At 45.8% G+C, this 14,144-nt stretch carries 12 protein-coding genes; 9 read left to right on the top strand and 3 right to left on the bottom strand.

Annotated elements, in window-relative coordinates:
• The first annotated feature begins 242 nt into the window (after positions 1-242).
• The 9 genes from miaB (at position 243) to OGH69_RS10945 (ending at position 10,014) form a co-directional block, all read left to right on the top strand.
• The gene (miaB, locus tag OGH69_RS10985; protein ID WP_265174519.1) at positions 243-1,688 is read left to right on the top strand and encodes a tRNA (N6-isopentenyl adenosine(37)-C2)-methylthiotransferase MiaB; all 1,446 of its coding nucleotides are present in this window, start codon (positions 243-245) and stop codon (positions 1,686-1,688) included.
• 97 nt (positions 1,689-1,785) lie between these two features.
• Complete coding sequence (locus tag OGH69_RS10980) at positions 1,786-2,172, top strand: GxxExxY protein (RefSeq protein WP_265174518.1); 387 nt, start codon at positions 1,786-1,788, stop codon at positions 2,170-2,172.
• Between the two features lie 62 nt (positions 2,173-2,234).
• A complete protein-coding gene (locus OGH69_RS10975) occupies positions 2,235-3,509 on the top strand; it encodes a sigma-54 interaction domain-containing protein (protein ID WP_265174517.1) in 1,275 nt (424 codons plus the stop codon).
• A 9-nt stretch (positions 3,510-3,518) separates the two neighbouring features.
• Complete coding sequence (locus OGH69_RS10970; protein ID WP_265174516.1) at positions 3,519-4,022, top strand: LptE family protein; 504 nt, start codon at positions 3,519-3,521, stop codon at positions 4,020-4,022.
• Between the two features lie 93 nt (positions 4,023-4,115).
• Complete coding sequence (locus OGH69_RS10965; RefSeq protein ID WP_265174515.1) at positions 4,116-5,051, top strand: tetratricopeptide repeat protein; 936 nt, start codon at positions 4,116-4,118, stop codon at positions 5,049-5,051.
• A gap of 5 nt (positions 5,052-5,056) precedes the next feature.
• A complete protein-coding gene (secG, locus tag OGH69_RS10960; RefSeq protein WP_265174514.1) occupies positions 5,057-5,422 on the top strand; it encodes a preprotein translocase subunit SecG in 366 nt (121 codons plus the stop codon).
• A 144-nt stretch (positions 5,423-5,566) separates the two neighbouring features.
• Positions 5,567-5,842 (top strand): co-chaperone GroES, encoded by a 276-nt coding sequence (gene groES, locus OGH69_RS10955; RefSeq protein WP_265174513.1) that lies wholly within the window; start codon positions 5,567-5,569, stop codon positions 5,840-5,842.
• 39 nt (positions 5,843-5,881) lie between these two features.
• Positions 5,882-7,513: a chaperonin GroEL gene (gene groL / locus OGH69_RS10950; protein WP_265174512.1), complete on the top strand. Its 1,632-nt coding sequence runs from the start codon at positions 5,882-5,884 to the stop codon at positions 7,511-7,513.
• A 149-nt stretch (positions 7,514-7,662) separates the two neighbouring features.
• Positions 7,663-10,014, top strand: coding sequence for a hypothetical protein (locus OGH69_RS10945; RefSeq protein ID WP_265174511.1), 2,352 nt, complete (start codon positions 7,663-7,665; stop codon positions 10,012-10,014).
• On the opposite strand, the gene OGH69_RS10940 is transcribed toward OGH69_RS10945, so the two are convergent.
• From OGH69_RS10940 to OGH69_RS10930, 3 genes are all read right to left on the bottom strand, one after another.
• The gene (locus tag OGH69_RS10940) at positions 10,011-11,351 is read right to left on the bottom strand and encodes a hypothetical protein (protein WP_265174510.1); all 1,341 of its coding nucleotides are present in this window, start codon (positions 11,349-11,351) and stop codon (positions 10,011-10,013) included. The two genes, OGH69_RS10945 and OGH69_RS10940, sit on opposite strands and share 4 nt — an antisense overlap.
• Positions 11,352-11,477: 126 nt before the next feature.
• Positions 11,478-11,819, bottom strand: coding sequence for a heavy-metal-associated domain-containing protein (locus tag OGH69_RS10935; protein ID WP_265174509.1), 342 nt, complete (start codon positions 11,817-11,819; stop codon positions 11,478-11,480).
• A gap of 32 nt (positions 11,820-11,851) precedes the next feature.
• Positions 11,852-14,101, bottom strand: a complete 2,250-nt coding sequence (locus OGH69_RS10930) for a TonB-dependent receptor (RefSeq protein ID WP_265174508.1) — start codon at positions 14,099-14,101, stop codon at positions 11,852-11,854.
• Positions 14,102-14,144: the final 43 nt, after the last annotated feature.

Below are 14,144 nucleotides of genomic sequence, written 5' to 3'. Positions count from 1 at the left end.
TTTTAGGGAATTTAAAGGTGTTTTTTTATGATAACACACCTGATTTTTAATGACCCCCTTGAGGATAAAAAGTGCCACACGTGAGTAAAGTCAGGGAAAGAGTTTAATTTTTCTAATCTTGATTTTTAAATAACCTGTCCGGTAATTTTAACTTTCGGCTTAAACCCAAAATCAATCTGCCAACTTGTCATAATAATTAATAAAGTGCTATCTTTGCCCTTCTAAAAAGCACTACAGGAGTGATGGAAAAGATAATTGAAGAAAATAAGCAGGGCCAAAGCCTTGTTTTGGAGCAGAAGGAAGGAAACACCAAAAAGCTTTTCATAGAGAGCTATGGCTGCCAGATGAACTTCTCGGACAGCGAGATCGTAGCCTCAATCCTTGCCAATGAAGGATTTAACACCACCCAGAATATAGAGGAGGCCGACCTTGTATTGGTCAATACCTGCTCGATTCGCGACAAGGCGGAGCAGACTGTGCGCAAAAGGCTCGAAAAATACAATGCCGTAAAAAAGATCAACCCCGGAATGAAGGTGGGTGTACTGGGCTGTATGGCCGAACGCCTCAAAAGCCAGTTCCTGGAAGAAGAAAAAATAGTAGACATGGTGGTAGGCCCGGATGCCTACAAGGACATCCCCAACCTGCTGAAGGAAGTTGACGAAGGCCGCGATGCCATCAACGTTATTCTTTCCAAAGAGGAGACGTATGGCGATATTGCTCCGGTACGCCTCAACAGCAACGGCGTTACCGCATTCGTATCGATAACCCGTGGGTGCGACAATATGTGTACCTTCTGCGTGGTGCCTTTCACCCGTGGGCGCGAGCGCAGCCGCGAGCCGCAAAGCATCATGGAGGAGATACAGGACCTCTGGAACAGGGGCTTTAAGGAAATAACGCTCCTTGGGCAGAATGTAGACAGCTACCTTTGGTATGGCGGCGGCCTGAAGAAGGATTTCGTAAAGGCATCTGAAATGCAGAAGGTCACTGCGGTCGATTTTGCACAGCTGCTCGACATGGCTGCCACTGCCTTCCCGAAAATGCGTTTCCGTTTCTCGACCTCCAATCCGCAGGACATGCACCTGGAGGTGATTGAGGTAATGGCGAAACACCATAATATATGTAAGTACATCCACCTGCCGGTACAAAGCGGCAGCACACGCATACTAAAGGAAATGAACCGCCAGCACACCCGCGAGGAATACATGGAACTGGTGGACAACATTTACCGCATCATACCGGAAATATCACTGTCGCAGGACATGATTGCCGGCTTCCCTACCGAAACCGAAGAAGACCACCGGGATACGCTGAGCCTCATGGAGCACTGCAAGTACGACTTCGGGTTCATGTTCGCCTACTCTGAACGCCCGGGTACACTGGCCGCACGCAAAATGGAAGACGACGTGCCTGACGAAGTAAAAAACCGCAGGCTGGTAGAGATCATCAACCTGCAGCAGTCGATGGCGTTGGGACGCACACAGCGTTTTGTAGGCCAGATCGTGGAAGTACTCGTTGAGAAAGAATCGAAGCGTTCCGACCAGCACTGGAGCGGGCGCAACTCGCAAAACACCGTAGTGGTATTCCCGAAAGGCGACTACAAGCCCGGCGACTTTGTGAATGTGTTGGTAAGCGAGTGTACCTCGGCGACCCTTATTGGTGAGGCAGTGGGATATTCAATGATGCAGTAATTTTTTGCCACGAATTTCATAGATTGCTAAAGCAATTAATAGCGAGATGAAAGTTTTTTGCCACGAATTACACGAATTTTCACTAATTTTTAGTTGAATGCTGAATAACGAAATTACAGTCATACAGAAAGAAGAGTATTATAAAATAATAGGGATTTGTATGGAAGTCCACAGGCATCTTCGTGGCGGATTGCTTGAGGTGGTTTATAAGGATGCTCTTGAATATGAATTCACAAAGAACAACATTCCTTTTGAAAGGGAAAAAGAATATTTTATTGAATATAAAGATGTCATTTTACCTCATAAATTTTATGCAGATTTCGTGGTCTATGATGACATAATTTTAGAGGTGAAAGCTGTTACAACGATAGTCGACGCTCATGTAGCCCAAACATTAAATTATATTAGGCTGATAAATGGATGTCTTGGCATTATTGTCAACTTTAATGGCAAATCCCTTGAACATAAAAGAATAGTCCGATAAACGCGATCACTAATTTGTGAAAATTCGTGTAATTCGTGGCAGAAAGAAAGCGGCAAAGAAAAATGGAAAGCGTACAAGCGATAAAACAACGATTTGAAATTATAGGGAATGACCCCAGGCTGAACCGTGCGGTGGAGAAAGCGATACAGGTGGCCCCTACCGACATATCGGTACTGGTAACAGGTGAGAGCGGTGTGGGTAAGGAAAGCATCCCTAAAATAATACATGCACTGTCGCACAGGAAGCATGGCAAATACATAGCCGTAAACTGCGGCGCGATACCGGAAGGCACCATCGACAGCGAACTTTTCGGGCACGAAAAAGGAGCGTTTACAGGCGCGACGGCCACGCGTGAGGGCTATTTTGAAGTAGCCGACGGCGGCACCATCTTTCTTGATGAAGTGGGCGAACTGCCGCTCACCACACAGGTAAGGCTGCTGCGTGTGCTGGAAAACGGCGAATTCATTAAGGTAGGTTCGTCACAGGTGCAGAAGACCAATGTGCGCATTGTGGCGGCAACCAACGTGAACATGTTCGATGCCATTGCGAAAGGCAGGTTCCGTGAGGACCTGTACTACCGCCTCAGCACCGTAGAGATACTGCTGCCGCCATTGCGCGACAGGCAGGAAGACATCCACCTGCTGTTCCGCAAGTTCTCATCGGACTTTGCACACAAATACAAGATGCCGCCCATCAAGCTGGACGATAATGCTGTACAATTGCTGCAAAATTACCGCTGGAGCGGAAATATCCGGCAGCTGCGCAATGTGGCGGAGCAAATCTCCGTTTTAGAGACAAACCGTAACATCTCATTAAGCACGCTGCGACACTACTTACCTGAAGCCGGCACCAACCTGCCTGCTGTAGTAAAGGGGCAAAAGGCCGAAAGCGACTTTAGCAATGAAAGGGAGATATTATATAAGGTGCTGTTTGACATGAAGAGCGACCTGAACGACCTGAAGAAGCTTACAATGGAGCTGATGCAGAACGGCAATACCAACAAGGTGCACGAATCGAATAAAGGGCTGATACAAAAGATATACGGCAACGGTTCTGAAACCCACAGCGACTTTGAAGAACTGTCGAGGCCGGAAGTATTTGCGCCGCAAAAGCCCCAAAGGCCGGAACCTGTAGTGGAACACCACGAGGATGAAGAAGACAATTACCTGTTTGCCGAAACCGTAGAGGAAGAAGAAACCCTGCGCCTCGACGAGAAGGAGATAGAACTCATCAAAAAAGCGCTGGAACGCAACAAAGGCAAGCGCAAGGCCGCTGCCGATGAGCTGGGCATATCCGAAAGGACGCTGTACCGCAAAATAAAACAATTTGACCTATAAGCCGATCAAATGAAAAAGATACAATTACTGCTTGCATTTGCCTTTATTTTTACCCTGAGCGGATGCAGTATTTATAATTTTACCGGCACCGGCCAAATTGATGCCAAGACATTCCAGGTGAATTATTTCCAGAACAATGCCGACCTTGTTGAGCCGGGCATTGAGCGCGACTTTACCCAAAGATTGCAGAACCTGATACAGAACCAGACCAACCTGAGCCTGACCAACACCGGCGGCGACCTGGTGTATGAAGGCGAGATTGTAGAATACCGCGTTACCCCAATGACGGCTACAGCCAACCAGAGGGCATCGCAAAACAGGCTGACCATATCGGTAATGGTGCGTTTTACCAATAAGAAAAAAGAGGCTGACGACTTTGAGAAGCGCTTCAGTTTTTATTATGATTATTCCGGAGACGGGCTGCCTACCGGACAGATAAAGTCAGCCGCCCTTGAGGAAATATTTGAGCGGATTACGCAGGACATATTTAACGAGTCATTGGCGAAATGGTAATTTTGGCGCATGGTTGTTGGTTGTCAGTTGACAGACTGCTCTTTATGACGACCAACAACCATCAACCGAAAACCATCAACCGACAACTATAAATTGAACACGAAAGACTACATACACCTTTTAAACAGGCCTTACTCGCTTAACGAAAAGCAGACGGGTGAGCTGGAGCGGATACTGAGTGAGTTCCCGTTCCTGCAGAGCGCACGTGCCATTTATTTAAAAGGCCTGTATAACCAGGACAGCTTTCGTTATAATACCGAACTGAAGAAAACGGCGGCCTATACCACTGACCGGTCGGTGCTGTTTGATTTCATCACCTCGGAACAGTTCCAGAGCGTGCAGAAAAAATTGTACGACGAGCAGCGGGAGGCAGTTTCACAAATAAGCGTGACTGACACTGAAGTAGTGGCGGTGCCTGCTGTTGCCGACAAGCTGGAAGAATCGATAAAAAAGCTGGTTGCGGAAGCGGAACCTGAAATTATTCCTGAGCCTGAAATCCCGGACGAACTGCTTCCCGAAATGAGCATTGTAAAAGATGCCGAACCCATCGCCCCGACAGGGTCACCAGAACAGCATGAGGCTGCTGTAGATATTGTCGAAGCCGGAACACAGCTTAATATAGGAAAACCACTTGAGTTTGATGAGGGTGAAAAGCACTCTTTTGCCGAATGGCTGCAACTATCAAAGCTTACTCCTATTAAACGGGAAGATATACCTTCGGTGTCGGAAAACTCCGGGACCGGAGATACTCCGCTGGCAAAAAAACTGGACCTTATTGATAAATTCATAGAGAACAATCCTAAAATTGCCCCTGCAAAGGCAATCCCTGCACCCGTTAATATTGAGCGCAGCGTAGAGGACAACTCAAGCCTGATGACCGAAACGCTTGCAAGGGTTTACCTGGAACAAAAAAAATATGCAAAAGCGATACAGGCTTATGAAATTTTAATTTTGAAATATCCGGAAAAAAGTGTTTTCTTTGCAGACCGTATTTCGGACATAAAGACATTACAACAAAATAACAATTAATAAAGATGGTTAACTTTTCAATTTTTCTGGTACTTATCACAATTGTGAGCTTCCTTTTGGTAGTAGTGATCATGGTACAAAATCCAAAAGGCGGCGGCCTTTCTTCTACACTTGGCGGAACTCAGATGATGGGTGGCGTACAGAAAACTACTGATTTCCTTGACAAAAGCACCTGGACATTGGGCACGATCCTTATCGCGCTTATATTGCTTTCCAGCCTTAGCTTCTCTTCAGGGTTTTCAGGTGATGAGCAATTGATCGACGAGAGCGCTGTACCAGCCAAAACTGCCGCTCCTGCTACAGGAACTCCGGCAGCGCCTGCCGCACAGCCACAGGGAACTACAGCCCCGGCTACACAACCTGCGAATTAATTTCATAATAAAACCATAAAAAATGCCGGCACCTTTACGCCGGCATTTTTTGTATCTGCAAATTTGTCAGCCTTAATGCGACTGGCACAATTTCTGAAAAAAACAAGTCAAATTTTAATAACAAACATAAAAACAGAGAATAATATGGCTTTAAACATCAAACCTCTTCATGACCGGGTTCTGGTAGAACCGGTTGCTGCAGAAACGCAAACTGCTTCCGGAATTTTTATTCCTGATACCGCAAAAGAAAAACCGCAAAAAGGTATCGTAGTGGCCGTGGGCAATGGTACTAAAGACCATGACATGACCGTAAAAGTTGGCGATACCGTACTGTATGGCAAATATGCCGGTACGGAATTGAAATTTGAAGGTAAAGATTACCTTATCATGAAAGAAGAAGAAATTTTCGCAGTGATCTAAGAGTTTATTATTTAAACACATATTCAAATTCAAAACAAAATGGCAAAAGAAATAAAATTCGATATTGAAGCACGCGACGGTTTAAAACGTGGTGTTGATGCATTGGCAAATGCAGTAAAAGTAACGCTTGGGCCTAAAGGCCGTAATGTAATCATCAGCAAATCATTTGGCGGGCCTACTGTAACCAAAGACGGTGTATCGGTAGCCAAAGAGATTGAGCTGGCTGACACCCTTGAGAACATGGGTGCGCAAATGGTTAAAGAGGTGGCCTCCAAAACCAACGACCTGGCCGGTGACGGTACTACAACTGCAACGGTATTGGCCCAGGCCATCGTAAAAGAAGGCCTTAAGAACGTAGCGGCAGGCGCCAACCCAATGGACCTGAAACGAGGCATTGACAAAGCGGTTGAGGCTATTGTTGGCGATTTGTCACAACAGGCTAAAGTTGTTGGCTCTGATAGCGAAAAGATCAAGCAGATCGCTTCAATATCAGCAAATAACGATGAAACCATAGGCGAACTTATCGCAACTGCTTTTGATAAAGTAGGCAAGGAAGGCGTTATCACTGTGGAAGAAGCCAAAGGGACTGACACATATGTTGATGTTGTGGAAGGCATGCAGTTTGACCGCGGTTACCTGTCTCCATATTTTGTGACTAATTCTGAGAAAATGGAAGCCGAACTTGACAGGCCATACATTTTACTATATGACAAGAAAGTATCGTCGATGAAGGAGCTTCTTCCTGTACTGGAGCCGGTGGCACAGTCAGGCAAGCCCCTATTGATCATCGCCGAGGATGTGGACGGCGAGGCCCTTGCTACCCTTGTGGTAAACAAGCTTCGCGGTGCGCTTAAGATTGCTGCTGTTAAGGCCCCGGGCTTTGGTGACAGGAGGAAAGCGCTTTTGGAAGACATCGCTATCCTTACAGGCGGTACCGTAATTGCTGAAGAGCGCGGCTACACACTTGAGAACGCTACCCTTGACATGCTGGGAACTTGCGAAAAAGTAGTTATCGACAAAGACAACACTACAATAGTGAATGGTGCAGGCGAACCGGACATGATCAAGAACCGCGTAAACCAGATAAAAGCACAGATAGAAACTACAACTTCTGACTATGACAGGGAGAAGCTTCAGGAGCGCCTTGCCAAACTGGCCGGCGGTGTTGCCGTACTATACGTTGGTGCAGCATCTGAAGTAGAAATGAAAGAGAAGAAAGACCGTGTGGATGACGCACTGCACGCAACAAGGGCCGCCGTTGAAGAAGGCATCGTGGCCGGTGGTGGTGTGGCGCTGCTAAGGGCCAAATCTGTCCTGGCAGGCATCAACGCTGAAAATGCGGATGAAGCTACGGGAATCCAGATCGTATCCCGTGCTATTGAGTCTCCACTAAGGACCATTGTTGAGAATGCCGGCCTTGAAGGATCGGTAGTAGTGGCAAAAGTTGCTGAAGGTTCAGGCGATTTTGGCTACAACGCCAAGACTGATGAGTATGTAGACATGCTTGCGGCAGGTATCATCGACCCTAAGAAAGTGACCCGCGTGGCGCTTGAGAATGCAGCTTCGGTTGCGGGGATGATCCTAACGACCGAGTGTGCGCTTATCGACATTAAAGAAGAAGGAGCCGGCGGCGGAATGCCAATGGGCGGCGGAATGCCGGGAATGATGTAATAATCATTTACCTGACATAACCTAAAAGGAGCGTTTTATGACGCTCCTTTTTTTATGTTAATTTTCACATAATCAGTAAATAATTTTTACTAATCTTGCGTTTAAGGAGTAGCATTTTATGCCAATTCCACAACCAACAACCAACACTTATGACACGAATACTACCTGCCTTAATCTGCCTGCTTGTTTTCGGCTACAGCCAAAAAACCACAGCCCAGCAAAACAAAAAAGAACAGATTGCAAAATACCTCACTGATTATTTTTTCCTTGAAAGGGAGAATATCCACGTGCACCTGAACAAAAATGTATTCATGACCAATGAGCAGGTATGGTTCAAGGGGTATGTTTTCCACCGCAAGAAAAACATCCCTTTTTTTTCTACAGTAAACATTTATGCATCTTTGATTGATTCGGAAGGAAAGATTTTGGAAACGCAGCTTGTATATGGCAACATCGGCAGCTTTTCAGGAAGCTTTAAGCTGGGGAACCAGTTTAAATCCGGGAAATACTACCTGCAATTCTACACCAACTGGATGAATAACTTCCTTGAGGACGAATCGTCGGTGTATGAGATTGCTGTGATTAATGAGAACCAGGGCGCCGGTACTGCCCTGGCCAAAGCCGACCCGTCAAAAATAAACATTATTTTAAAGCCCGAAGGAGGCATACTGGTGAGCGGTATCCAAAACACCATAGGCATCAGCATAACCAATTGTAACAATGGCCTGCTTCCTGTTTCTGTTGCTGACATTACGGACACATCAGGCAAGCCCGTCATGAAAGTCCAGATAAACAAAAAAGGGTACGGAAAATTTGTCCTGCCTGCAAACGCAACGGGTTATAAAGCTGTCGTATCCGTTGATGGCATAAAACATGAGCAGGCATTGCCTCTGCCATCGCCTACTGGTATCGCGCTGGATGTAAACAATATGCCCGATAAAACCCTCATAAAGTTACGTACCAACGCTGCTACAGCCGGCGCTTTGGCAGGCAGGCCGGTATTTATAACAGTACACCAGGATGATAATGCAACCATATATGAAATTGTTTTTAAAGACGGAACCACCGAACAAAGCATCGTTATTCCCACGAGTGAGTTGTTTGAAGGCTTAAATACCATCCGAATATTGGATAGCGAACTGAAGCAAATGGCTGAACGCCTCATTTACAAATACCCTACACAGGGCATTTCGGCTTCATTGACACTATCGAAAAACAGCACCGACAATCTGGAGTTTACAGGAAATGCCGGCTACCCTAACATGAGCCTAAGCATCTCGGCCCTTCCTGAAAATACAATGAGCCTGGATGAGTCCAATGACATTTACAGCTCCTTACGCCTAATGCCTTACATAAAGGGCCACAAAGGTGCCTCCGGGCGTTATTATTTTGAAAATATCTCTAAAATAAAAATGTATGAGCTGGATTTGTACCTGATGAACCAGGGAAGCAAATATGACTGGAATATCATAAAGACAAATCCTCCGGGGAGCAGCTTTTCGTTTGATATGGGGCTTGCCCTGAAAGGTACTGTACCCAAAAGTGCAGGCGACACCAAATCTTCAAATGTACGCTTATATTCACTCACTTCAGGCATCGATGAGATGACTGAGGTAGACGACAAACGGGATTTTCATTTCAACAATATTATAATTTCCGATTCTTCATACGTAAATTTTACTTTGGTTAAAAAAGGACAGAAACCAAAAGAACTCACTCTTGCCCCACAAATACTTAATGGAAATAAAATGTATAACAAACCCTTCAGGCCGGATCCGAAATATTATCTGTCGGATGAGGGCCAAAACCGCGCTGCCATTCCCGGATTTTACGGAGAAACCACTGTACTCAAGGAAGTAACCATTGAAGCTTCCTCATTGAAATATGCCAAAAACCTTGGCAACTCAAATTTGCGGGCTTACAAAATTTCAGACACCCAGGCTGCTATGTACCAAAACCTGCTTAACTATATTAAAACCTTCGGTGGCTTTAATGTAAGCGACAATAATGGACAGATACGCATTACAACACGCACCGTAAACACTATAAACGGTGCAGCCAGCGGCCCGATATTTTATATCGACAATATGCAGCAAATGGATTACAGTCTGATGAGCATGATACAAATGAGCGAGGTAGATGAAATTTATATGAGTCCGCATGCCATTGTGCCTTCAGTAAGAAACTACATAGGTGTTATTAAAGTTTACCTGAAAAAAGGAGCTAAGGGAGTCGCCAGGAATACAACTCCGGATATAATCATTAAAAATGGCTTCAGCAAGGTTGAGCCATTTGAAAATGTACGTTATGTATCTACATCTGATGCCGGCTTTGAAAACTTTGGTGTCATTGGCTGGGAACCATTGTTAATGGCTGATGAGAAAGGAAGCTTCAGCTTTTCTGTTGCCAAAACAGGAATAAAGGAAATGAAAGTTATTATAGAAGGCTTTAGCGCTGACGGCAAACTTATCTCTGAAACCAAAACAATACCAGCACACTAATTGAAGGATACCTGGTATTGCGCTACTACTGCGCCCCTGCTGCTTATTTTATCTCCGGCAGTGTTATAGACTGGCCTGTCCTGATAAGAAATCGTTAGTTTCGATGTATGCCCTGCCAGGAGCCAGTTGACCCCGGCATCCAGATACGCCATGCCATCATTCAGGCGCTCATAATTGGCATACTGCAACGATGCATAAGGCATGAGCGTAGTATTCCCGATAAGATTGTCCCTGAATTTATAACCTGCCTGCAGGCATACTATTTCACCTGTACCAAACATAGGGAAAGCAGTTCCCCCGCCATTGAGTATACCCGGATTGTCATTACCGTTGGCTGGGTTCATGGGGCCACCGTTCCTAAGGTAGTTTTTCCCATAGTCAGAATAGGTAAAGCTGCCGTAAAGGCTAATCGCCTGTCCTTTATCACCCATCGGGGCATCATAATACACGTCAGCCGCAAGGTGAAGCATAGTACTGTAAACAGTATCCGTAACCACCTCATCCAGCCTCCACATGGCATCTTTCTGATAAATGAATCCTGCGCCTATATTAAACACTTTCTTCTTACCGTGATAGGTACCAGTTGCATAAGGTGTCTGGTTCGATTCCTGGTCCCTGAACTGGTAAGAGAAGTAGCCGCTATATTGCATCTCCGGCGGCTTTGCAGAAAACATTGCATTCTGGCCGATAGCTGTATCAGGATCATAACCTGCCGACTCCTGAATCGCCATAGGCTGCACCATCTGAATTCGATAGTCCAGCTTACCCAGTTTTCCTTTGGCAAATACCGAAAGCTTACGCAGGAACTGGTCAGTGGCATCGGCAGTTGTTTGTTGGTAAATGGGTGCATCCAATCCTAAAATACTTCCGGCAGAAGGCGATGCAAAACGTGTAAGCCCGCTCCATCCTGAAAGCCCCGCACCTAATGAGAGCCTTGTCCTGTCTATGGCATATTCGCCATAAGCGTCGTGAACAAAAAAGCCCTGCTTCCTGTCGGAGATATTACTGAAGTTGTTTTCCCCAAACTGGCTGTACGCAAACACCCTGTCAGTCAATTGCCCGTACAGCTGCACGCGGTACCGACGGATACCGATATCGGTGCCTCCGCTTTTTTCCGTACCGTAAATTGTAGTCCCCGGATTATAATTGGCATTCCTGAGCCATAATTGTGCAAGGAAGGTAAGCTTAACATAATTGCTGCCGTCATCATTCAGGTATAGCTTGCGGTCCTTAAAAAAACTATTTTCAGGTTTTGCGGTCTGTTCCTGCGCAATAGCTATATTGGACAATGTTAATACAGATAATACGGCAACGAAATTCGTTAGCAATTTGGCCATTATGATAGTTTGAAGGTGATTCTTGCAAATTTACCTTTCTAAGTCACAAACAACAACTTTAGCCAATACATTAACGAAAAAAAATACCCCGAACTATCGTCCGGGGTACATTTATACTGCAGGGTATTATCCTTTGTCATATTTACAGCAATGATGCAGCTTGTTATAATCTTCATCGGTTGCCTTTACCTTATCGGTATCGTGGCCTGACTTTGCAACGGCCGCGCGCACATCGTCGAGGCTGCATTTTGTTTCGTCGATAATAAGGTGAAGGTCCTGGTGGTCTTGGTGCCAAACCGCTGATTTTACACCCTTAACGGTGTACGCGGCCTTCTCGATGCGTTTTTTACATTGGTCGCAATTGCCCTTGACTTCAATTTCGGCCTTGGCATTTTTGTTCTTTTTTTCCTGTGCCTGAAGGGATACACCCATGAAAAGCACCAGCATTACTAAAACGAGTTTTTTCATATAAATAGTTGTTAGAGGTTCTTACATTATAATTAATTGATCTTGAAACGCAATCCGGCATAGTACATCTGCCCGAATATCGGCGCATAGATAATGGAACTGTCAAAATACGGGCCAAAAGGGTCATCATTACCGATAATTGCTTTTTTCTGCTGGTAATTACCAAGATTTTCGGCACCTACATACATCTCAAATACGCTCGAGAAGCTGCGCGTAACCTGTGCATTCATCAGCGAGAAGGACGGCGAATAGTATCCCATCCGGTACTCTCCAGGGTTAGATGCTGTATTCGGTAAGCGCTGTTTGCCCATCCAGTTGTAGGTAAAGTCGAACTTCCATTGGCGGCCGCCTTCTTTCACGTGGGTCTCATAGGCAACGTTGGTAAAGAACCTGTGCTTGGCCTGCAATGGCCTTTCCTGTGTCCCGACTGAAGCATAATCGGTCTGGATGTCGTAATATTTGTAAGCCGTACGGATGTTGAAGTGGTGCGTGATTTCGTAGTTTAGTTCCACCTGAAGGCTGTTGGCGAACGACTTGCCATCAAGATTGTAGAAATTTACTTCCTGCGGCGAACCGAATACATCTACTACCACCTGGTTTTGGAAATCGGTACGGTAGAAGTCTACCACAAATTCCGCATTTTTATTGAATAACGGGAAGCTCTGGATGAAGCTTACACCATAGTTCCATGCAATTTCAGGGTCAAGGCCGTACAGCTTGCCTCCTGTACCCAAAATATTCATTGAACGGGAACTGCCAAAGAACGCCTGGTTTTCGGCAAAAATGTTCGCCGCCCTTTTACCCCTTCCGGCAGACGCCCTGAAGGTACCTCCCTCCCATGGATTGTAACGCAGGTGCATACGCGGCGTGAAGAACGAGCCGAGGCGGTTATGAACATCAAAACGCCCACCCAGGATAATGCTGAAATCGTTGGCATTGTCGTAGTTATACTCAAAAAAAGCCCCAACGGAATTATCTCTCCTGCTAAAGTCGGTTACATTTACAAATTCTCCATAGCTGTCATAAGTAAAGTTAAGCCCGGTAGTGAATTTGTTCATGGTGTTATCAATGATCGAGCTGAACACGAGGTTCGAGTATACACTCTTTTGGTCGATATCATAGGTTTTGAATCCAAAGTAGGATTCCTGATTGTGCCAGTTGAACGAGGTTTGAAGGCCAATGCTTTGGAAAGGCATATCCGGAAATACGTAGCCCAGCTTGGCCGAGGCGTCCACTTTGTCAGTATTGATTTCAGACCCCCAGTGGTTGGTTGTGAATTTATCACGATCCGGGTCAAAATCCACTTCGCCTGCCTGCCTCTCGTCCCGCATATACCGCAGGTTGATGAAACTCACCCAGCCCTTTTCGGCATCATTGTACTGCCAGCGGTTCATCACATTGATTTGCTTTGCAAGCGGGTTGTCCAGAAAACCGTCATCGTTCATGTCGTTCTTGCCAACACGGGCATTGCCGTGCACAAACAGGCTGCTGCTCCATTTATCAGAAAATTTCTTATTGAAATGGGTATTCAATTCAAAGCGGCTGTCGGTTGAGCCATAAGCATTAAGAAAGAACGGGATGTCGTCGGCAGGCTTAATGAGGTCATAATTGATTTGGCCTGAAATACTTTCGTACCCATTGACAACCGGCCCTGCGCCCTTGGTTATCTGGATACTGTTGACCCATGTGCCAGGCACAAATGAAAGCCCATAGGCCTGCGATGCACCACGTACTGACGGGATATTTTCCTCGGCTATTAACAGGTACGGGCTGGTAAGCCCGAGCATCTTTATCTGGCGGCTGCCGGTAAGGGCATCGGAAAAGCTGGCATCAATGGAAGGATTGGTCTCGAAGCTTTCGGCAATGTTGCAGCAGGCAGCCTTCAGTAGCTCCTTATGGCTCATAGTCGATACATTAGTAGTCTGAACGCGCGAATGCTCGAGACTCCTGCGGGTTTTTTCTACCACAACTTCATTAAGCTGCTGACCTTCGTCAGGAGTCATTTTGTGGAACACCTGTCTTGGAGCAGGTACACTCAGGGTATCCGTCTTATAACCAATGTAGCTGATGATAAGCTTATCGGTTTCGGTTGAGTAGCGCAACGAAAATGTGCCGTCCTCTGAAGTTACTGTCGACAAAATATCGTCCTGTGGCTGCAGCCAATAAACGGACGCTCCCGGCATGGGCTGGCTATTTTCGTCGACCACAGTACCGGTTAGGTTTACCTGTGCCTGCATGTATCCGGCAGCCATCAGGAATATATAGATGAATAAATTACGCATAAAAAAAGTTTAATGTTAATACTTAAGATTACTCCGAAGATCC

Source organism: Flavobacterium sp. MFBS3-15, assembly GCF_026107645.2.
Taxonomy (GTDB): Bacteria; Bacteroidota; Bacteroidia; order Flavobacteriales; family Flavobacteriaceae; genus Flavobacterium.
Note: the sequence above shows the minus strand (reverse complement) of the source record. Positions and strands in the feature narration are given on the sequence as shown.